This is a genomic window from Bradyrhizobium sp. A11 (assembly GCF_042077125.1).
Classification (GTDB): domain Bacteria; phylum Pseudomonadota; class Alphaproteobacteria; order Rhizobiales; family Xanthobacteraceae; genus Bradyrhizobium; species Bradyrhizobium japonicum_B.
Map to the genome: position 1 here is coordinate 4,227,783 of NZ_CP149509.1, position 19,883 is coordinate 4,247,665.

General features: G+C 60.4%; 18 protein-coding genes and 1 pseudogene. 1 reads left to right on the forward strand and 18 read right to left on the reverse strand.

Features of this window, described 5'->3' with window-relative positions; all coding sequences use genetic code 11:
- Positions 1-90 precede the first annotated feature (90 nt).
- The 9 genes from WI560_RS19785 to WI560_RS19825 all read right to left on the reverse strand — a co-directional run bounded on the left by WI560_RS19785 (position 91) and on the right by WI560_RS19825 (position 9,840).
- Entirely contained in the window at positions 91-1,023 is a 933-nt protein-coding gene (locus tag WI560_RS19785; RefSeq protein WP_375304513.1) for an electron transfer flavoprotein subunit alpha/FixB family protein, read from the reverse strand.
- Positions 1,023-1,772 (reverse strand): electron transfer flavoprotein subunit beta/FixA family protein, encoded by a 750-nt coding sequence (locus WI560_RS19790; protein ID WP_375304514.1) that lies wholly within the window; start codon positions 1,770-1,772, stop codon positions 1,023-1,025. The genes WI560_RS19785 and WI560_RS19790 overlap by 1 nt, the downstream gene beginning before the upstream one ends.
- A 464-nt stretch (positions 1,773-2,236) precedes the next feature.
- Complete coding sequence (locus tag WI560_RS19795) at positions 2,237-3,349, reverse strand: CaiB/BaiF CoA transferase family protein (RefSeq protein WP_375304515.1); 1,113 nt, start codon at positions 3,347-3,349, stop codon at positions 2,237-2,239.
- Between the two features lie 18 nt (positions 3,350-3,367).
- Positions 3,368-4,810 (reverse strand): NAD-dependent succinate-semialdehyde dehydrogenase, encoded by a 1,443-nt coding sequence (locus WI560_RS19800; protein WP_375304516.1) that lies wholly within the window; start codon positions 4,808-4,810, stop codon positions 3,368-3,370.
- A gap of 35 nt (positions 4,811-4,845) precedes the next feature.
- Entirely contained in the window at positions 4,846-6,270 is a 1,425-nt protein-coding gene (locus WI560_RS19805) for a class I adenylate-forming enzyme family protein (protein ID WP_375304517.1), read from the reverse strand.
- 423 nt (positions 6,271-6,693) lie between these two features.
- Positions 6,694-7,344, reverse strand: coding sequence for a TetR/AcrR family transcriptional regulator (locus WI560_RS19810; RefSeq protein WP_375304518.1), 651 nt, complete (start codon positions 7,342-7,344; stop codon positions 6,694-6,696).
- Between the two features lie 101 nt (positions 7,345-7,445).
- Positions 7,446-7,865: a Zn-ribbon domain-containing OB-fold protein gene (locus WI560_RS19815; protein WP_246918932.1), complete on the reverse strand. Its 420-nt coding sequence runs from the start codon at positions 7,863-7,865 to the stop codon at positions 7,446-7,448.
- Position 7,866: 1 nt separating this feature from the next.
- Positions 7,867-9,033 (reverse strand): thiolase family protein, encoded by a 1,167-nt coding sequence (locus WI560_RS19820; protein ID WP_375304519.1) that lies wholly within the window; start codon positions 9,031-9,033, stop codon positions 7,867-7,869.
- A 15-nt stretch (positions 9,034-9,048) separates the two neighbouring features.
- Complete coding sequence (locus WI560_RS19825; RefSeq protein ID WP_375304520.1) at positions 9,049-9,840, reverse strand: enoyl-CoA hydratase/isomerase family protein; 792 nt, start codon at positions 9,838-9,840, stop codon at positions 9,049-9,051.
- Positions 9,841-10,102: 262 nt separating this feature from the next.
- On the opposite strand from WI560_RS19825, the gene WI560_RS19830 reads away from it, so the two are divergent.
- Positions 10,103-11,086, forward strand: a complete 984-nt coding sequence (locus WI560_RS19830; RefSeq protein WP_375304521.1) for a Bug family tripartite tricarboxylate transporter substrate binding protein — start codon at positions 10,103-10,105, stop codon at positions 11,084-11,086.
- 67 nt (positions 11,087-11,153) lie between these two features.
- On the opposite strand, the gene WI560_RS19835 is transcribed toward WI560_RS19830, so the two are convergent.
- From WI560_RS19835 to WI560_RS19875, 9 genes and pseudogenes are all read right to left on the reverse strand, one after another.
- Positions 11,154-11,918: an ABC transporter ATP-binding protein gene (locus WI560_RS19835; protein ID WP_375304522.1), complete on the reverse strand. Its 765-nt coding sequence runs from the start codon at positions 11,916-11,918 to the stop codon at positions 11,154-11,156.
- Positions 11,915-12,673 carry an ABC transporter permease gene (locus WI560_RS19840; protein ID WP_246918937.1) on the reverse strand — a complete coding sequence of 253 codons (759 nt, stop codon included), beginning with the start codon at positions 12,671-12,673 and terminating at the stop codon, positions 11,915-11,917. The genes WI560_RS19835 and WI560_RS19840 overlap by 4 nt, the downstream gene beginning before the upstream one ends.
- Positions 12,674-12,716: 43 nt before the next feature.
- Positions 12,717-13,712 carry an ABC transporter substrate-binding protein gene (locus WI560_RS19845; protein WP_375304523.1) on the reverse strand — a complete coding sequence of 332 codons (996 nt, stop codon included), beginning with the start codon at positions 13,710-13,712 and terminating at the stop codon, positions 12,717-12,719.
- Entirely contained in the window at positions 13,709-14,521 is an 813-nt protein-coding gene (pcaD, locus tag WI560_RS19850; protein WP_375304524.1) for a 3-oxoadipate enol-lactonase, read from the reverse strand. Before pcaD ends, WI560_RS19845 begins: the two co-directional genes overlap by 4 nt.
- A complete protein-coding gene (locus WI560_RS19855) occupies positions 14,518-14,988 on the reverse strand; it encodes a carbon monoxide dehydrogenase subunit G (RefSeq protein ID WP_375304525.1) in 471 nt (156 codons plus the stop codon). Before WI560_RS19855 ends, pcaD begins: the two co-directional genes overlap by 4 nt.
- 9 nt (positions 14,989-14,997) lie before the next feature.
- The gene (locus tag WI560_RS19860; protein ID WP_375304526.1) at positions 14,998-15,972 is read right to left on the reverse strand and encodes an amidohydrolase family protein; all 975 of its coding nucleotides are present in this window, start codon (positions 15,970-15,972) and stop codon (positions 14,998-15,000) included.
- 1 nt (position 15,973) lies between these two features.
- Positions 15,974-18,373: a xanthine dehydrogenase family protein molybdopterin-binding subunit gene (locus WI560_RS19865; RefSeq protein WP_375304527.1), complete on the reverse strand. Its 2,400-nt coding sequence runs from the start codon at positions 18,371-18,373 to the stop codon at positions 15,974-15,976.
- Positions 18,374-18,483: 110 nt separating this feature from the next.
- A pseudogene (locus WI560_RS19870) lies at positions 18,484-18,951 on the reverse strand ((2Fe-2S)-binding protein); the annotation flags it as partial.
- Positions 18,948-19,838, reverse strand: a complete 891-nt coding sequence (locus WI560_RS19875; RefSeq protein ID WP_375304528.1) for an FAD binding domain-containing protein — start codon at positions 19,836-19,838, stop codon at positions 18,948-18,950. The gene WI560_RS19875 and the pseudogene WI560_RS19870, both read right to left, overlap by 4 nt.
- Positions 19,839-19,883 lie beyond the last annotated feature (45 nt).

Consider the following 19,883-nt stretch of genomic DNA (forward strand, 5'->3'; position numbering starts at 1 on the left):
CTTTAAGGGTGGCCTACAGGCAACGGTTAAGATTCCGCTGTAGATTCCATCGGATTTGCGGATCACCCCGTGTTCGGCACGCCGCTTGGATCACTCAAGGGCGTTAGTAAGCTCCGGAACCGCCTGGTAGAGGTCGGCGACAAGGCCGTAATCAGCAACCTGGAAGATCGGCGCATCCTCGTCCTTGTTGATCGCGACGATCACCTTGGAGTCCTTCATGCCGGCCAGATGCTGGATGGCGCCGGAAATGCCGATGGCGACATAGAGCTCGGGCGCCACGACCTTGCCGGTCTGGCCGACCTGCCAGTCGTTCGGGGCATAGCCGGCGTCGACCGCCGCGCGAGACGCACCGACACCGGCCCCGAGCTTGTCAGCGAGCGGCTCGATGTACTTGGCAAAATTCTCGCGGCTCTGCATGGCACGGCCGCCGGAAACGATGATCTTGGCCGAGGTCAGCTCGGGACGATCGCTCTTGGCGACCTCCTCGCCGACGAAGGTCGACAGGCCCGGATCGGCCGCAGCCTGAACGGCCTCGACCGGCGCGCTGCCGCCCTCGCCCGCAGCGGCGAAGGTCGAGGTCCGCACCGTGATGACCTTCTTGGCGTCCTTCGACTTCACCGTCTGGATGGCGTTGCCGGCATAGATCGGGCGCTCGAAGGTATCAGGGGCGACCACCTTGATGATCTCCGAGACCTGCATGACGTCCAGCAGCGCGGCGACGCGCGGCATCACGTTCTTGAAGCGCGAGGTTGCGGGCGCGACGATGGCGTCATAGCCGGACGCCAGCGAGACGATCAGCGCGGCCAGCGGCTCGGCAAGATCGTGCGCATAGAGGTCGCCGTCGGCGAGCCGCACCTTCTTCACGCCGGCGAGCTTGGCAGCGGCATCGGCCGCGGCCTTGGCGTTCTGGCCGGCAACGAGAACCTCGACATCCGCGCCGAGCGCGCTAGCTGCGGTCAGGGCCTTGTTGGTGGCGTCCTTGAGCGACGCATTGTCGTGTTCGGCAATCAGAAGCGTCGTCATCAGAGCACCCCGGCTTCGTTCTTGAGTTTCGACACCAGCTCGGCGACGTCCTTGACCTTGACGCCGGCCTTGCGGCCCGCAGGTTCAGTCGTCTTGAGGACCTCGAGACGCGCGGCAATGTCGACGCCGTAATCGGCGACGGTCTTCTCCGCGATCGGCTTCTTCTTCGCCTTCATGATGTTGGGCAGCGAGGCGTAACGCGGCTCGTTGAGACGGAGATCCGTGGTGACGATCGCCGGTCCCTTCAGCTGCACGGTCTGCAGGCCGCCGTCGACTTCGCGGGTCACCTTGAAGCCGGACCCTTCGACCTCGAGCTTGGAGGCGAACGTCGCCTGCGACCAGCCGAGCAGTGCAGCCAGCATCTGGCCGGTCTGGTTCGAATCGTCGTCGATCGCCTGCTTGCCGAGGATGATGAGACCCGGCTGCTCTTCTTCCGCGATTTTCTTCAGGATCTTGGCGACAGCGAGCGGCTCGACCGCGCCTTCCGCTTTCACCAGGATGCCGCGATCGGCGCCCATGGCAAGACCCGTGCGGATCGTCTCCGACGCCTGCGCCGGCCCGATGGAGACCACCACGACCTCGGTCGCCTTGCCGGCTTCCTTCAGGCGCAGCGCTTCCTCGACCGCGATTTCGTCGAACGGGTTCATCGACATCTTGACGTTGGCGAGTTCAACGCCCGATCCATCGCCCTTGACGCGGACCTTGACGTTGTAATCGACCACCCGCTTTACCGGCACAACTATCTTCATCAACCACTCCTCTGTAGCGGAGGCCTAGAATACTTCGCACGGTCGTGCAATATTGCGATCGCATACCTGATGGGCGACGAGAGCGTCACCAGTCGTTAGACCTGCGATCGCATTCTGACTGATACGCCGCATGCCCCGTTTGCCATGGCATCCGAGTTCCGAGCAGATCCCTCTTGCGCCGTTGCTCAACTGCCTGAGCGAGCCCCTGCGACTCGTTATCGCCTGCCACTTGGCGCATGCCGGCCCTGGGAACGAATTGCGTTGCAGCACCTTCCAAACGCTCAGCAGAAAATCCAATCTTTCGCATCACTTCGTGAAATTGCGTAAGGCCGGCATCGTTCGCTTCCGCATTTCGGGACCATGCGCCTGATGCAACTGGGCCGCCGCGAAATCGACGAACGGTTTTCAGGCTTACTTGACGCGATCCTGAGCGCGGCTGCGCGAGACATGAGCAACTAAAACAACTATTTCCGCCACCCGTCGAGGATCTCGGCTGCTGAAATGGGCTCAGCTCCGGCGGGGCCCTGAACCGATGAAGGCGTCGTCGAAAAGCGAGGCGCCGGTGCCGGTTGGTCGAAACGACCTACCTTGATGTAGATCCCTCTCGCCGCTAGGTGCGGATGGCTCGGAGCTTCGGACAACGACACGACCGGCTGCACGCAGGAGTCGGTTTTTTCGAGCAACACGGCCCACTCGTCGCGGGTCCGCGTTCTGAAGATCGCCGCTGTTTTATTTGTTAGCTCCGACCATTTTTCGGCATCTCGCTGCCGGTCGTACGCGACGTCATCCAGACCAGCCAGCTCGCGAAGTTGTGCATAGAATTGCGGTTCGATTGCGCCCACGGCAATATACTTGCCATCCGAGCATTCATAGCTGTTGTAAAAATGGGACGCGCCTTCCAGGACGTTGGCGCGAGGCAGATCGTGCCATAGACCGAGCGCTCGTCTGCTCTGAAAGTAGGTCAGCATGTTTGAAACGCCGTCACACATTGCGGCATCGACCACCTGGCCTAGACCTGAAGCATGAACCTCATTGAGCGCAGCCAAAACGCCGGCCACCAGATAAAGCGCTCCTCCTCCAAAGTCGCCGACAAGATTGAGCGGTGAGACGGGGTCGCCTTGCTTCGACCTGAAGCAATCCAGCGCCCCAGTTATCGCGATATAATTGATGTCGTGACCGGCGGCTTGGGCAAGCGGCCCATCCTGTCCCCAGCCGGTCATTCGTCCGTATACCAGCCTGGGATTACGCAACAGCATTTCATCCGGCCCTAGCCCAAGCCTTTCCATCACTCCCGGCCGGAAGCCTTCGATCAAAATGTCAGAGCATGCGATCAGGTCCCCGACGCAGGCCTTATCGTCCTCAGACTTGAGGTCGAGCTCGACGACGCGCCTCCCCCGGTGGACAAAATCACCCTCCGCCCGCCGGCCCTGCCCGGGCCGTGCGACGGTCACTACGTCGGCTCCCATATCCGAAAGCAGCATCGCGGCGAAAGGGCCCGGCCCAATCCCGGCAAACTCGATAACCCGGACGTTTCTCAAGGGGCCGCTCCGGCTCGGCCTGGCGTTTGAATGACTCATGAAATTGCTCCGGACCCGCTAGGCGACGGCGGGGCTTCCTTGCGTGACGAACTTTGTTGCCAGATATGCATCCACGGCCTCTGATCCGCCTTCCGAACCGAAGCCGGAGTCCTTGACGCCTCCAAAAGGCGTTTCGGGGATAGCGAGGCCATAATGGTTTACGGACAGCATTCCGCTTTCGATGCCCTCCGCCAAGGCCGTGGATGTGCGGATGGAGCGAGTATATGCATAGGCCGCGAGCCCGTACGGCAGCCGATTGGCCTCCGCCAAGGCCTCGTCGATATCTTTGAAGCGTGACACGAGCGCGACCGGGCCAAACGGCTCTTCGTTCATGATGCGGGAGTCATGAGGAGCGTCGGCGAGGACGGTGGGCGGGAAAAAATACCCCTTGTTGTGTTGACGCCTTCCTCCGGCCAAGATGGATGCCCCACGTTGTACTGCGTCGTCCACCAGCGACTCGAGCGCGGCCTGTCTGCGCTGATTTGCCAGAGGCCCGATGGTGGTCTCCGCCTCAGCTCCATTGCCGACCTTCAACTGCCTCGTTCTCGCGAGGAACTCTTCCACGAAGCTATCGTATGCTCCGTCCTGGACGAGAAAGCGTGTCGGCGCGATGCAGACTTGGCCCGCGTTGCGGTATTTGCCTGCGGCGAGCACCGTGGCCGCCGTCTGCAGATCGGCATCATCGCATATGATTGCAGGCGCGTGACCGCCAAGCTCCATCGTAATGCGCTTCATGTGCTGCCCCGCAAGCGAAGCAAGCGCCTTTCCGACTGGCGTTGATCCAGTGAATGAAACCTTTCTTATGGCCGGATGCGGGATCACGTAGCCGGATATCTCTGCCGGGTTGCCGTAGACCAAATTGACGACACCTGCCGGCAACCCCGCATCGGCGAGTGCCCTTACCAATTCCGCGGGAGATCCTGGCGTCTCTTCCGCCGGCTTGATGACGACCGAACATCCCGCCGCCAACGCTGCCCCGAGCTTTCGCGCTGCCTGACTGACGGGGAAATTCCAGGGCGTAAATGCCGCGACGGGGCCTACCGGCTCCTTCAAGACAAGGTTGAGTACACCTTCGCTTCGGGCCGGTATCACGCGCCCGTACGTGCGGCGGCTTTCCTCGGCGAACCATTCGAGCATATCGGCCGATGCGAATATCTCCGTCCGCGATTCCGCGATCGGCTTGCCCTGCTCTTTCGTCATGACGCCGGCGATGGCTTCGACTCTGCGGCGCAGCAATGCGGCGGCTTCGCGCAAGATTGCCGATCGGTCTAGCGGCGACGTCTTTCTCCAAAGCCGAAAACCCTTGACTGCTGCAGCAATCGCACGATCCAGATCCGCCGTATTGACACAGGCGACCTCGCCGATCGCTTCTTCCGTAGCGGGATCAAGAACAGGAATAAACTTGCCTGAAATACTGTCGCACCATTCGCCGTCGATGAAGAGTTGAACCCTCGAATACATGGGAATCTTGATCCTGTTAGGAGAGAAACGCAATCTCAACTCGGTCTGCTTGTCGACGCCGCCAGCTGCTTTAGGCGTACCTTGAAGATTTTGCCGGTCGGGCCCACCGGAAGATCGGAGTTGAGAATAATCTCTGCCGGCCGCTTATAGGGCGCGAGTCGCTCCGTAGCCCAACGCGTCAAATCTGCGATGTCCAGCGAAAAGCCCGGTGCGGGTTGCACGAAGGCCACGACCTCTTCGTTCCCAGGAACTTCTCTGCCCACAACGGCGACCTGGGCAACTCCGGGATAAAGCGAAAGCACCGACTCGACTTCCACCGGATATACGTTGAATCCGCTCCGGATGATCAGTTCCTTCGAGCGACCGACGATGTAGAGCTTACCGTCCTCGTCCATTCTGCCGAGATCGCCGGTCGCGAGCCAGCCGCTTCTCAACGCAGCGCTCGTGGCGCCTTCATTGCGATAGTAGCCCAGCATCCGGGACGGCCCCTTCACCCAGATTTCGCCGCTCTCATCTGGCGCGACGTCCCGCCCATCCTCACGCACGAGCCTGATCTCGATGCCCGGTTGGACGTCGCCAACCTCGTTGGTGTCGACGCCCCCTGGAGAACGTGCCACCGGATTGCACTCCGTCATGCCGTAGGAGTTGCCCATCTTCAGCCCGAACGCTTCCTCGATGCGCGCCTTCAACGCCAAATCCAGCGGCGCACCGGCCGTGGCGATGATACGGAGGCGCTTCGATCGCAAGGAAATGTCGTTCTGTTCGGCATATTCCAGGATCCGCGCGAAGAGGGTCGGTACCGCTGTCACGCCGGTAATACGCTCGTCCCTCAACGCCTCAACGAAATGCTGGGCGGTGAAACGGGAGACGAGCTCCGCACTTGCTCCTGCCCAAAAGGCCGTCATCAATACCGTCCCAAGACCGATCGCATGGCTTACCGGCGACGAGTTATAGAACGCGTCATCCGCCGTGACGTTACGCACGTCCACCATATTGGCGCCCATGTAGATCAGAGCCTGGTGGCTCAACATGACCCCCTTGGGTTCGCCGGTCGTTCCGGAAGTGAAGACCAAAACGGCCGTTTGGCGAGCCTTGTCCGGATAGACTGGCTCGACCTCCGCAGACGCGTTTCTCGCGCTCACCGCAACGTTGCCCAGGACAAACACATCCTGCTCGATCTGATCAGCCTGGGCGTGCGTGGCCGCGGATTGCGAGTCGGCTACGCAGTACAAAGCCCTCCGGCATCCGGCGAACACTCTTATGGTTTCGATTTCCCGAACAGACATCCGGGCGTTCAACGGAACGGCCCAAGCGTCCATTTCACTGACGGCCAAAAGCAAAGGAACGATTTGCAGCCCGTTCTCCGCGACCAGCGCCACACGGTCGCCGGCGCCGACGCCGAGCTTGCGCAGCAATCGCACGGCGACCTCCGTCGCATCCCAGAGATCGCCGTAACTCAACCGGCTGGCTCCGGCTCTCAAGGCGAGCCGAGAGGGCTCGCGCCTGGCCCATTCCCGGACAACGTGACTATACCGCTCGGGCATCCGGGCGAGGAGCGACGCCGCATCTCCTCCCTTCATGGCCTGCTCGCGACGTGACGGGACGGCCCGCCTGCCCTCGATGTTCATTGCCCTGTACCCTCGATGCCGATCTGTTGATCCGAATGGAGACTAGGCCCATCCGCGACCGCAGCATCTTAGAGAAGCGGGAGCGCGTCGGCCAGAGTATTTTCGCACGATCGTGCGCTTTTTGGCAACCCGCTCTCGTCCGGCACGCATACCGATGCCGCTATCAGCATTCCGGACAAACGTTAATGAGACAGTCCCCGCGCGAGCACCAATCGGCCGCGTATAAGAACGTACTATGACGCCAGTAGACGATCTTCAGTGCGAGGCAGCAGCCTGGCGTGCAGACTTTTTGGCAGACAATAAGTCGAAACGTTCGGAGAGGATTGTCCGTGCTTCGTCGCGCGTGGCCTGGGTCGGAAGCTGCAGCTGGCGGACCACCAGACCCTGAGCGATCAGGAGCAGCTCGTTCGCAGCAATGTCGGGATCAATGTTCGCATCCACCTCACCGGCAGCGATCCCATCCCGCAGAAGGGAGACCCAGAATTTCAGCTGCCGTTCGTATCGATCGTTCTGATGCCGACGCATCTCGTCGTCTCGGGTCCCGTGAGCCGTATAGTTTATCCAAAATCGCCAGAAACGGTCGCGCGGTGCCCGAAGAACGTACCCCAACACCAAACGCTGCAGCTGCGAGAATGGCGAACCCTTGTACACCTCCCAGTCTTCGGGAAGCTCATATGCGGCCTCAAGCGCTGCAATCAGGAGATTGTGCTTGTTCTTGAAATGATAATTGATCGTTCCGGTGCTGATACCGGCGGTCTGGCCGATGCGCCGCATCGTCACACCGTCGACACCATGTTCAGACACCGCCTCGTACACGACTCCGAGCAGCTCCTTGCGGCGCTTGAGAGTCTTGGGACGCGAGGACTCTTCGCTGCCGGCGGCCGGCTTCTTCGTGATACGGGGCACTTCGAACCTGCATGTGTGCGTCGATCTGCATCCAACACATACGCAATGCCGGGGGGCATCGTCCAATCCTGAAACGACGCCCCACCGGTAAGCGACGGCTGTTACGCCGGCTCGAACACTGGAACGTTGTAATCGTCGCTGAGCTTTTCCCAGGCGAGCTTGACCGGTTGCCCGTCGCGAAGCTTAGCTGGATCACAGTTGATGAGATTTACCAGTATCCGCACGCCCTCCTCCAGATCGACCAGCGCGCAGACATAGGGCACACGGTCCTCGTGCCCGGGCCAAGGCACCAAAGTATTGGTCCAGGTGTACAGCGCTCCCCTTCCGGACGCCTCACGCCACTCCAGGTTTCGGGTCCCGGAGTAGATGCTGACAGGTCTTGGATACCATTGATACTGGTTCGTATCCCTGCAGAACTGCAAAAGAAGCTTGTGTTCTTTCGCGGCATCCCAGAATGGCTTCGTCTTCAGATAGACATCGGGACGCGGAAGCGGCCTCGCCACCTTCTTCGCTTCGCTCATCTCACTTCTCCAAGATCATCACGTTGGATACGCCCCAGTTGCGGCCGTACGGAATGACGCCAATGCCGGTGACCATCGCATTCTTGACATCGTTGACCTGCCGCTCGCCGGCCTCTCCGAACAGTTGACGGACCGCCTCGACGAGGTTGAGTCCGCCACCCGCCAAACCAGGTTGGCCGGCCGAAATCTGTCCTCCGCTGGTGTTGAGCGGCAGCGTCCCCTTGTACGTCATGTCGGTTTTCAGAATGAAATCGGATCCCTCGCCGCGGCCGCAGAAACCGATTTGCTCGAGCTGGATCAAGATCGCGATCAGGAAGTCGTCATACGGCGCAAAGAGCTGGATGTCCTTTGGAGAAAGTCCCGCCTGTTTGAGCGCCTTCGGTCCGGCCACAGAGAACCCGGTCTCGGTGATGTCGGACTTCGCCTTGTCCCCGTTGAAGTTAGCAATCTCGCCATAGCCAGTCGGGAACACGGCTTTCTTCAGCCCGAGGCGTTTCGCGTTCTCGGTGGACGTCACCAGAACTCCGTTGGCTCCATCGCAGACCATAACGCTGTCCAGCATGCGCAGCGGCTCGGAAACATATTTAGAGCCGAGATAATCCTTCTCCGTGATCGGCGTTTTCAGCTTGGCGCAAGCGTTGGGGTTCATTAGCGCATGATTGCGCTGCGTGACAGCGAGCTTGGCAAGCGCCTCATCCTTTAGCCCATACTGAAGACGATAGCGTTGGCTCAAAAGCCCGAATACCCCGACGGGCCCCCGCAGGCCGGTGGGATACTGGAATTCCCAGCGATAAGCCCCCTGCTCGGTCGCCGGATAGCTGGATTGCGCATCCGACGCGATGACGAGCACCGTGTTGCACAGGCCGTCGCGAATGGCAGACGCCGCACGGGCGATTCCAGCGATTGTCGACGCCCCGCCCAATCCGTTGACCTGCGTCCAGGCCGGCGCGAGACCCAGCATTTCCGCCATGTACACTGGCCAGAACGGATTGGATGTTTCACTCATCGTCTCGGAGACGCAGATTCCGTCGATCTCGCTCTTCGGAACGCCCGTCGTCTTCAGGATCTGCTCGAAGACGTCTCCGGCGAGATCATACGAGCTCCTGCCGCCACGGAGCTCGACCTTCGTTTCGCCGTATCCGACCACGGCGATGTCACGTTTGGCCATCGGTTTTGCCTCGCTCTAGTTGCCTTTGAAATTTGGTGAACGCTTCTCGCGGAATGCCGCAAGACCCTCGTTTCGATCCTGGGAAAAGCTCAACGCGAAGAACGCGTCCGCCTCGACCGACATGCCCTCCGAGAGACTCACATCGAGCCCGCGCTCGATGGCCGATTTGGTGAACATGACCGAGAGCGGCCCTTGTTCGCCGATCGCCTTGAGAATTTCGCGCGCCTTTTCTACCGCCTTGCCTGCCGGCACGACGTGGTTGGCAATCCTGAGCTGAAGTGCTTCCGCCGCCTTGACGCGCCGGCCAGTCCAGATCAGTTCCTTGGCCAGTGGCTTTCCGAGCAGGCGAGGCAGCGTTTGAGTGCCGGCGCCGCCCGGCATCAGCCCGAGCTTGGCCTCAGGAAGACCGAACTGAGCACTCTCGCTCGCCACGATGAAATCACAGAGAAGCGCGATCTCGAAGCCTCCGCCGAGCGCGAAGCCCTCCACGGCCGCAATCACGGGCTTCGTGAACTCCGGCAAGGCTCGGAAAAACTGATTGACCTTTCGCGAGCGCTTGCGTCGACGCCAGAGCTCGAACGCCTCCTCTGGCTCGTTCTTCTGCTCACTCGTATCGACGCCGGTACAAAAGGCTTTCTCGCTACCGGTAATGATCAGACCCCGGAGGGACCGATCCGCTTCAACTTCGGTCATGACCTCCAGAATCTCGATCGCCGTCTGCTCTCGGATCGCGTTCAGCTTGTCCGGTCGGTGAATCGTCACTTCGATCCAGCCGTCTTGCTTCTCGACGCGAATGTCTTCGGCCATGCTTCGCTCCTTGAATGGCGTGTAGCCGCATGCAATGCGGCCCAAGCACCCCTGATTTCACACCTGCAAAAACCAGTCAATAAAAATTCGCACACTTGTGCGCTTTTACATTGCAGCGCCTTGACTTGAAGAGGAGATCGGAGGCAATAATCGCACGATCGTGCTCTTTTTGGATACCACGATGACAATTGGCAGGCACGGCGAACCCGCCGCCCTGCGCCAGCGATCTCAACCTCTCCTCCTTGCAGTAGAAGGACGCCGAATGACATCGTCCCGCCATGTGCTGTTCGCGTTCGCCGCGATCGCCTTCCTCGTGCAATCGGTCGCGGTCTCCGGCGCGTCAGCACAGAACTACCCCGATCGCCGCCTCACTTTCGTGGTGCCCTATCCGGCCGGCGGCGCCGCCGACGCAATTGGCCGCCTGCTCGCGACCAGACTGTCCGAGGCTTGGAAGCAGCCTGTCGTCGTGGAGAACAAGTCAGGCGGCGGCGGCATCGTTGGAAACGACTATGTCGCGAAGGCGCCCGGAGACGGGTACACCGTGCTGGTTGGTATTTCCCAGCTCGTGCAAGCGCCAAATGTCGGAATGAAGCTTCCCTACGATGTCTTCCGTGATCTCCGACCGGTCACGCAGGCAGCGCTCATAGCCGCGGTCTTTGCCGTTCCGATCCTGCGGCCCGACCAAACGATGGAAGACTTCGTCAAAGCGGCTAAGGTGAGCCCCTGGACGTTTTCTTATGGCTCCTATGGTACCGCCACGACGTCGCATCTTTATGGTGAGCTTCTCAAGAAGAAGGCGGGGATCGAGATGACGCACGTGCCCTATCGAGGTGCGGCCCCCCTGACAAACGATCTGCTTGGTGGGCAGATCAGTGGTGCATTCGTGGAAGTCGCTACCGCAGCTCCTCAAATAGGCGGCGGCAAGATAAGGGGTCTCGCGATCAGCGGCGAGACGCGCTCGCCTCTGCTTCCGGCAATTCCCACGCTTGGCGAGATTGGCTTTGCAGGGTTTGAGGCGCAAGGGTGGATCGGAATATTCGTGCCGGCGACAACGCCAAAGGAGATCGTCGACAAGTTAGATGGCGAGCTCTCGCGCATCATCAAGTCGCCTGAGACCTCCGAGCAGATCAAGCACATCGGCCTCGTACCGGTCGGCGACGGCGCGTCGGCATTCACCGCGGTTCTGCAACAGGACTTCGAGCGGTGGGGGAATATCGCCCGGGAGTCCGGCGTGAAAGTCGAATAGCAACAACTCCTCGTCCCGTTTCCCGCTGGCGTTAACGCGGTGACAAGCTAGGGCCGTAACGTGTCGATCACGCAATCAGCGCCGTCCGAATCATGTTGCGGATATTCTCCTTGTCGGTTTCGGTCTGGACAGGTTCGAACGTGTGGTCGATCTCGACTTTGGCCGGTCGTTTCAGAACAACGATTCGATCGCCGATCGCCAGAGCTTCGTCGATCGAATGGGTAATGAATACGGCTGTCTTGTTGTTGCTTTTCACCAACCTGGCGAACTCGGCTCGCAACGCCCGCCCCGTCATCTCGTCCAGCGCCGAAAACGGTTCATCGCAAAGCAGTATCTTTGCATCGACCGCGAATGCCCTCGCTATCGAGACCCTCTGTCGCATACCGCCAGACAATGCATGCGGAAAATCGTGAGCGTGACCAGCCAGGCCGAGCGTTTCCAACCACCGCATCGCAACGGCACGGCGCTCCGCAACCGAACGATCCAGCATCTCGAGGCCCAATTCAACATTCTGGACGGCAGTACGCCAGGGTAGGAGGCGATCGCCTTGAAAGACGATGGCCATCTTTCCCCGGAAAGCGTCGAATTGTCCGAACGGGTCCATTCCGTCCACGAGCACGCGTCCGGAAGTCGGCGCAGTCAGTCCGGCGATCATGTTGAAGATCGTGGACTTGCCACACCCGGTCTTACCGAGAAGGGCCAACATCTGGCCCTCCGGCACGTTGAGCTTTAGATCCTCCACGGCAACGAAAGACGGAACGCCTCCGGACTTATCGAAAGCCTTGGAGACGCCTTCCAGCTCGATAATGGCCCTTTCTCCCGGCTGCGTCATAGCGTTCGCTCCGATGTCACTCGGTAGCGGAACGCGAGGCTTTCTATTAGGGACAGGATGGCTTGGGCGATCAAAACGAAGAACACGAGTTGCAGGGTCCATGCGAGCGCGCCCGCCATGTCGAATTGCTGTTGTTGCTGCAACAACTCGTAGCCCACGCCCCCCGTCGCGCCGACCAACTCCGCTACGACGACGACGCGGGACGCATTGCCGAGATTGACTTTCCAGGCGGTCAGGATGTCCGGCAACACGGCAGGTAAGATCATGACGCGGAGAAGCTTGGCTCGACTAGGACGATAGCTCATGACCATTTCCAAGAGATCGCGCGACATCGCCCGAAGCGCACCCAGCACCTGAAACGCGAACGCCGGCAGCGTCGTCATGATCATGATGAACAGTATGCGGCTTTCGATGCCATGGAACCAGATGATAGCAAACACGACCCACGAAAGCGCGGGGATCCCTTGAAATAGAGTCAGCACTGGAGAGATGAAGCTATCCACCCGGCGCGACCGCGCCATCATGATGGCAAGGACGCAGCCGATCAGGAATGCCCCGGTCAAGCCGGCTAGGATCCTCAAGACGGTCGCGAGCACATCCGCGAACTGCGACCAGGTTCCAATGATCTCGAGACATCTCCAGAATACGGTCACGAGAGATGGAAAGAGGAAGGGCGGAAAAAAGAGCGAAGCGAGCTGCCACAGCCCCGCGACCACGATGAAAGGAAGGGCATAGGACACCAGCCGTTCCGCCATTGCCACCCTCACCGCACGAGGCCCGTCGTGGTTAGGGTTCCGGTCATTGTTTCGGACCGGAATAAATGGTCTCGCTCGAAGGTTCGGAGGGAAGGAACGCGATCGAACGACCGGCGCTGTAGACGCTCCGGATCTCGTTCGCGACGTCGGACGCCCATTTGACGTTCATCCCCAGGCGATCGTTTGCGCGGACCAGTTCGGTGATCGCCTTCTTTTCCTCTTCACCACCGCGGATTGCGATCAGCCTGGCAGCTTCCTCCGGATTGGTAGCGACCCATTCCGCGGCCTGCTTGTAGGTCGCGTATAGGTTCGGGATGAGTTTCCCGTTCTGCGTTACCCATGCGGCATGCGCCGCGACGCCGAGATACGGGATATTGCGGCTGCCGGTCGCCTTCTCCCAACTATCGACGATCTTGAGATCCAGCATCCGGATGCCAGGCATCTTCGCATGCAGCGCAGTGTACGCAGGCTCCCAAAGTTGAACAGCGGTCGCGCGGTCCGCGAGCGCGTATCCTATCAATCCCGGCGTGGCGGTATTGACGACGGAGAACTTGGACGTATCAGCGCCGAGTTGGCGAGCGAACCAATCGAACATCACGTAGTTCGTGGTGCCCTTCGCGGCAGCAATGTCCTTCCCTTCCAGGTCCTTGATGGTCTGGATATCCTCGTGCGACGTGACCACGCCGCCCCAATAGTCGAACAGATTAAACAGATAGGTGACCTTGACACCGCGAACATCCGCGAGCCCGATGGAAAGCAGTGCCGCGCTGCCGCCAACTGAGAACTCGCCGGAGTTGAACTGCGCCGTATAAGCGTCCGGAGTTCGCTCCTGGAAATTGATGGAAAGTCCGTTCTTCTCGTCGAGCTTCTGTGCCTTTATGACCGGCGGCAGAAACGCCCCAAGCGAGGGCGGGCCAAAGACGACGATCGAAATCTTGGCCAACCCTTCCGCGCGGGCGGACCCGACAGACAGCGCTATCGCCGCCAGCGCAATTGCCAATCTCATCGTCCCCCTCATGGCGTTTTCTCCTTTTTTCATTTTCTTGTCTTGTTCAAGAATTCCTGCACCTGAACAGCGAAGTCGTCCGCTGCTTCGATGGAGGAAAGATGCGCCGCATCAAGCGTGATCATATCGGCGCCCGCGATGCGTGAAGCGATCTCGCTCCCACGGCTCGGCGGGGTTGACGGATCGTGCTGCCCTGCTACGACGCGGACCGGGCAATTTATTCGGCTGAGGTCGGGCAGCATGTCCGATTGCGCGAGCACCTCGCAGCAGGAGGCGTAACCCTCGATACTCGTCGCCAGTAATGTCTTGCCGATCTCGGCCACCCGTGTGGGCGCCGCTTCTCTGTATCGTTTCGTGAACCAGCGCTCTAGGGTCGCCTCGACCAGCGGTGCCATTCCCGAGGAACGGACCGCGGCCGCCCGCCCCTTCCACAAATCCGGAGGCGGAAAATTCGCGGCCGTGTTTGCCAGGATCAGGCCATCCAGGCGCTTTGGCGCGTTCGCCCCGAGCCACATTCCAACCAGCCCGCCCAACGAAAGCCCGCAGAATACCGCACGCTCGATCTGGAGATGATCCATGAGCGTCAGAACGTCCCGGCCCAATCTGTCCAGGGTCAGAGGCGCCATGGGCGCATCCGAACGGCCATGGCCTCGATTGTCGTATCTCACGATCCGCGCGGCCGGTCTGAGACGCTGAACCAGCTCATCCCACATAGCGCGGGTGGCACCGAGCGAGTTGCTTAACACCAAATAGGGCCGGCCCTTCGCTCCGGTGACTTCAACTTCGAGCGCGACACCCGGATCCACAGCAACACGAACCACGCACCCGTCAGATCCGCTCATTGCTCACCGGTTCCATTCAAGGGAGCCTCGAACTCCTTGCGCAGCGCTACAAAAAAACGCCCGACAAGGTGCTTTGAGACGCTTGAGAGTATCCGCTGGCCTACGCCGGCGACGAGCCCTCCGATCTCTCCGGCCCCCTTGTAGACGAGCTTTGCGGCGCCCTCGCCGTCTGGCTCGATGTCGAAGCGCGCCGTGCCGTTGCCGTGGCCCAGCGTACCGGCGCCGGATACCTTGATGTTGCAGCTTCGAGGAGCCTCCTTGTCTGAGAGCGCGATCTCCCCTTCGAACGATCCGCCCACCGCAGCGACCCGCAACTGCATCTCGACTTTGTAGGAATCCGGCGAAATCTCCGTCATCTTCTTGCACCCCGGAATGCATCTTGTGAGCACTTCGGGATCATTGAGCGCCGCCCACAGCCTCTCGGCCGACGCGGAGATTTTTTCGTCTCCGCCGATGTCTAGCTTCATTGCATCACCTCACATATCGAACAATTTCGCCGCCAGTCCGCCGTTGATCGCCTTGCGCTCTGCCTCGGAGAATTTCGTCTCCTCTACGATCTTGCACGGCGCCAGATCTCCGATGGGGAACGGCATGTCGGACCCCATCATGATCCGGTCGGCTCCCACAATGTCCGCCAGATAGCGAAGGGTTCGGGGATCCTGGACGATGGTGTCGTAGTACATCGCGGCCAAGGCTGCATCCGGGTCGCCAAGTTTGTTGTCCAGCGAGTAATTACGACGCAGGCGGCCGATGACGTAGGGCAACGCTGCGCCCCCGATGCCGGCTACGATCTTCGTGTTCGAATACCGCGTGACGTGCCCGGCGTAGATCAAGCGGGACATCGCGATGAGCGTATCGGTGATGCGTCCGACAGCATTCGCCATGCCGTAGTCGTGGACGCGATCGTCGCCGCTCTCAAATACGGGATGGACGAACACGATTGATCCGAGTTCGTCCGCGGCTTGCCAAAACGGAAGGAGCGAGGGGTCGTCCAAGACACCGCCCTTGCCCTTCGGCTGTGTGCCGATCATGACGCCTTTGAAGCCCATTCCATGGGTCTCCCTAAGCAGTTCGGCAGCGCGCCCACCATCCTGGAGCGGCACCGTCGCGAGTGGAACGAACTTGGGTTCGGCCTTCGCAATGTCCGCCAGCGAACTATTGATCAAACGTGACCAGCGCAGACCTTCTTCGGCAGGGAGTTCGTAGCCGAACATGTCCAGCCAACCTGCCACAACCTGACGATCGACCTTGTTGGAAGCCATCCACTGCAGCCTGCCTGGAACATCAGTCAAGGGCTTGGATACCGGCCTCGTGGGCTTGCCTCCCGCGAAGGCGAATCCCAAGCTTCCGCCATCTTCGATCAGTTTGACCGACGGGAACTCCGCCTTGCTCGCGCGGATCGCATCCAGCAGCGCCGGCGGCACGAGATGGGCGTGGCAATCGATGATCATCTTATCTTCCTTGGTTGAGCGCGGATGCCGCGATGGCGTCGCTGATGGCGGAGATGCGTATCGGCAATTTGGAAAACGAGATACCGCAGGCCGACACGGCGTCATTGAGGGCGCCTGAAATCGCCGCAGGGGAGCCGAGATATCCACTTTCGCCCGATCCCTTTTGACCAAACACGGTGTAGGGAGACGGCGTGCAATGGTGGACAATCTCGACCTTTGGCATCTCGTGAGACGAAGGCAGCAGGTAGTCCATGAAACTCTGGGTCATGATGTTGCCTTCGGCGTCATACACAAACTCCTCGAGCAGAGCCGCACCCAGTCCGTGAGCGATTCCGCCAAGCGTCATCCCCTTGACGATATGCGGATTGATGACTGTCCCGCAGTCGTGACCGATCACGTAGCGAAGAATGTCGGGCTTGCCGAGCACCGGATCGAAGGCGATCAGCACCAAATGAAATTCGAAGGAGTGACACGGATACATTTGTACCCGGCCGTCCACCGGCAGCTTGTCTCCAGTCGGCACCTGCATCACGTGCGTCACTTCCAGACCCGGCTCCATGTCCTCGGGAAGCAGATGGAAGTTGCGATGAGCGATGTTGACGAGATCCGTCCAGGCTAGCATCTTGCCGTCCGCATTCGATACCGCGCCATCCGAATAAGCGACGGTGCCAGCGTCGCATGCTAACTGGTGCGCGCCGATACGGATAAGCTTGGCCTTCAGCTTCTGGGCGGCATGATAGGCCGCTCCCCCCAACATGATCGCCATCCGGCTTCCCACCGGGGTGTTCGACGGCAGGCTGGCAAGTGAATCGGGCCGGACTACGCGGATGAGATCCGGATCAATCTCCAAAACCTCTCCGACCACCGTCGCGGCAAGCGACTCGTGTCCCTGCCCCGCGGACGTCGTGTGGATCGTCACGGTCACGAAGCCCAGCGCATCGATCATGATACGGCACGAGTCCATCCACGTCGTGGTCTTGTTCTTTTCGTTCAAAAGGGGCTCGAAGGAGGAGTTGCCGCCCGATGGCTCAAGACATGCGGCAATTCCGATACCGGCCATCATTCCGGAAGCACGCAACGCGTCACGTTGCTCGACCATCGCCTTGTAGTCCGCGTGGTCGAGTACTTTGGCGACCACGGTGTGATAGTCGCCGCTGTCGTACCGCGTTCCGCTCGGAATGAGGTAGGGAAACTCGTCCTTCCGGATGAAATTGCGACGACGAACTTCGATCCGATCCAGCCCGAGCACCGAAGCGACCTTGTCGATGGCGGTCTCGATTGCATAGTTCGTCGGAGCCTGCCCAAATCCCCGGACCGCCTCTTGAGCCGCCTTGTTCGACATGACGGCCTGAGCGCGATACCTTACGCTCTTGATCTTGTACGGACCGACGATCGCTCCGATCGGCTTGCCCAATTGAAAGGGCGACCGCCCGGCGTAGGCGCCGACATTATCGAGGGCCTTCATCTTCATTGAGTTGACGATGCCGTCGTCGTCAAAGGCGACCTCGACATCAAAGATCCGCTCCGGGCCGTGCGCGTCGCCCGCCCTCATGTTCTCGAGGCGGTCCTCGATCAGGCGCACCGGCCTGGAGAGAACGCGAGAAAGATGGGAGACAAGAACAGTATGCTTGATGCCGCGCTTCACGCCATAGCTGCCGCCAACATCGACGTCCTGATGGACGCGCACGTTATTGGCCGGCAGGCGAAGAGCGCGCGCGATCTGGTCAGGGTATTTTGGCATCTGGATGGATGCCCAGACATCCAGCATATCGCGCCACGGATCCCATTCGGCGACCACGCCGAATGTCTCTATCGGAACGGTCGAGTTCCGCCCCCATGCGACACGGAACGAGAGATGACGCGGGCTATCGGCAAAATGCTTCTCCACCTCCCCCCAGACGAACGTCTTGTCCAGCAGGACGTTCGAGCCGTGGGGCGGATGAACGAGCGGGCTCGACGGATCAAGCGCCTTTTCGGAATCGAGCACGAAGGGCAAAGGCTCGTACCGGACGCTGACCTTCTCGATCGCATCCTCCGCTTCCGCGCGGGTGTCGGCAACCACCGCAACAACCCATTCGCCGGCGTACCTGACCTGACCGACCGCAAGCGGGTAGCGCCGCACGTTCGGAGTGTCCAATCCATTCATGAGGGGGTCGGTTGCTCTCGAAAGCTCCTCTCCCGTGAGGGCGTACCTGACGCCGGGCATCTCAAGTGCTTGCGAGGTATCAATGTCGAGTATCTTCGCCGACGGATGCGGCGAAGGCAGAAGGGCAACATGCAACATGCCTTCGCGCACGACGTCGGCGACGAACCGGCCGTGCCCGGCCACGAAGCGCCTGTCCTCGCGGACCCGACGATTGGCGGAAATGAAGCGAGGCGGAAGAGGTTTCGGAGCGGTCAATTGCGAACTCCATGAGAGACATCCAGCTCGCTTGCTTCCAAAAGGCCCGATTGCGGGGCATGATCAGCCCCCTTCGCTGCCGTCTCCACAGGCTTCATGCGGGGGGCGTTGGCCTTTCGAAGACGCTCGGAGGCAAGCTCGACGGCTTCGACGATCTGGCCATATCCGGTGCAGCGACAAATGTTGCCGGATATCGCCTCGACGATTTCCTCGCGGGTGGGATCATCGTTGCGCTGCAACAAGGCGTGAGAGGCCAGGATCATGCCCGGCGTACAGAAGCCGCATTGAAGTCCATGCGTTTCACAAAAAGCGTCCTGGATGATGTTCAGCTCACCCGGAGCCGTTGCCAGTCCCTCGATCGTGGTGATCGCATGGCCGTCGGCCTGGACCGCGAACATCAGACAAGATCGAACTGGCTCGCCGTCGAGCAGGATCGTGCAAGCGCCGCAAACTCCATGCTCGCACCCTGCATGCGTACCAACCAGCAGCAGATCATCCCTGAGAGCGTCCAACAGCGTCTTTCGGGGTTCGACGTCGAGTTCGCGCTCGCGACCGTTCACATTCAGAGACACTTTCATTGTGCCTTCTCCAAATCCGCCGGCGAGCGTCCTGCGTCGACCACGGACTCGTGAAGGACGCGAGAGCAGAGCGCAACCGCAACTCGGCTCCGATATTCCGCCGATGCGTGAAGGTCGCCGTAGGTCTCTAGGTGTCGGCATGCTCCGCGCACGATTTCTTCGATGGAAGCCTTGTCGAGCCGCGCCCCTACCGCGGATCCGACATCAAGCGAGATAGGACGATCGCCGAGACCTCCGACCCCGAGCGCGATCCTCTCGCACTGCCCCTCCTCGTCCAAAGCCACCTGAGCAGCGGCCGCAACGAACGCGAAGTCAGACTTCCGTGCGCTCACCTCCTGAAAGGCAGTCCCGATCCGTTTTTCCCGCCAGACAGGAAAGCGCACGGATGTGAGACAGTCGCCGGGCATGGCAGACGTTACCATTGCGCCGATGAAGAAGTCGTCCGCGGGCATGGAGCTCTTGCCATCCAGATTGGCGATTTCGATTTCGGCGCCAAGCGTCACCGCGACAAGTGGAATTTCGGCCGATGGATCAGCATTGGCGATTGATCCGCCTACGGTTCCTCTGTTGCGAGTCGGAGGATGTCCGACCCAAGGTAGAGCGCGAGATAGAAGCGGCAGATAGCGACGTGCCGCGGCACTCCTCTCCACTTCCACTTGTCTGGTGGCCGCTCCGATGACAATCGCGTCATTGCGAGGCTCGATACCCTTGATAGATTGAATGCGGTAGATGTCCACCAGCTTGGACGGACGCGCTAATCGCATCGCGAGCATCGGAACGAGGGTCTGACCGCCGGCGAGCACCCTCGCATTGTCGTGCTGCGCCAAAAGCTCGCACGCCTCGGCAATGGTATCAGGCCTCGCATATTCGAATTGCGCGGCTTTCATTGAACGCTCCTGGCTCGGGCATCGTTTTCGTAACCGGCCACCGGG

What these genes read in the sequence shown, in the direction of transcription:
- WI560_RS19785 (WP_375304513.1), bottom strand. Translation starts at nt 1,023, where the DNA reads ATGACGACGCTTCTGATTGCCGAACACGACAATGCGTCGCTCAAGGAC.
- WI560_RS19790 (WP_375304514.1), bottom strand. Translation starts at nt 1,772, where the DNA reads ATGAAGATAGTTGTGCCGGTAAAGCGGGTGGTCGATTACAACGTCAAG.
- WI560_RS19795 (WP_375304515.1), bottom strand. Translation starts at nt 3,349, where the DNA reads ATGAGTCATTCAAACGCCAGGCCGAGCCGGAGCGGCCCCTTGAGAAAC.
- WI560_RS19800 (WP_375304516.1), bottom strand. Translation starts at nt 4,810, where the DNA reads ATGTATTCGAGGGTTCAACTCTTCATCGACGGCGAATGGTGCGACAGT.
- WI560_RS19815 (WP_246918932.1), bottom strand. Translation starts at nt 7,865, where the DNA reads ATGAGCGAAGCGAAGAAGGTGGCGAGGCCGCTTCCGCGTCCCGATGTC.
- WI560_RS19820 (WP_375304519.1), bottom strand. Translation starts at nt 9,033, where the DNA reads ATGGCCAAACGTGACATCGCCGTGGTCGGATACGGCGAAACGAAGGTC.
- WI560_RS19825 (WP_375304520.1), bottom strand. Translation starts at nt 9,840, where the DNA reads ATGGCCGAAGACATTCGCGTCGAGAAGCAAGACGGCTGGATCGAAGTG.
- WI560_RS19830 (WP_375304521.1), top strand. Translation starts at nt 10,103, where the DNA reads ATGACATCGTCCCGCCATGTGCTGTTCGCGTTCGCCGCGATCGCCTTC.
- WI560_RS19835 (WP_375304522.1), bottom strand. Translation starts at nt 11,918, where the DNA reads ATGACGCAGCCGGGAGAAAGGGCCATTATCGAGCTGGAAGGCGTCTCC.
- WI560_RS19840 (WP_246918937.1), bottom strand. Translation starts at nt 12,673, where the DNA reads ATGGCGGAACGGCTGGTGTCCTATGCCCTTCCTTTCATCGTGGTCGCG.
- WI560_RS19845 (WP_375304523.1), bottom strand. Translation starts at nt 13,712, where the DNA reads ATGAAAAAAGGAGAAAACGCCATGAGGGGGACGATGAGATTGGCAATT.
- pcaD (WP_375304524.1), bottom strand. Translation starts at nt 14,521, where the DNA reads ATGAGCGGATCTGACGGGTGCGTGGTTCGTGTTGCTGTGGATCCGGGT.
- WI560_RS19855 (WP_375304525.1), bottom strand. Translation starts at nt 14,988, where the DNA reads ATGAAGCTAGACATCGGCGGAGACGAAAAAATCTCCGCGTCGGCCGAG.
- WI560_RS19860 (WP_375304526.1), bottom strand. Translation starts at nt 15,972, where the DNA reads ATGATCATCGATTGCCACGCCCATCTCGTGCCGCCGGCGCTGCTGGAT.
- WI560_RS19875 (WP_375304528.1), bottom strand. Translation starts at nt 19,838, where the DNA reads ATGAAAGCCGCGCAATTCGAATATGCGAGGCCTGATACCATTGCCGAG.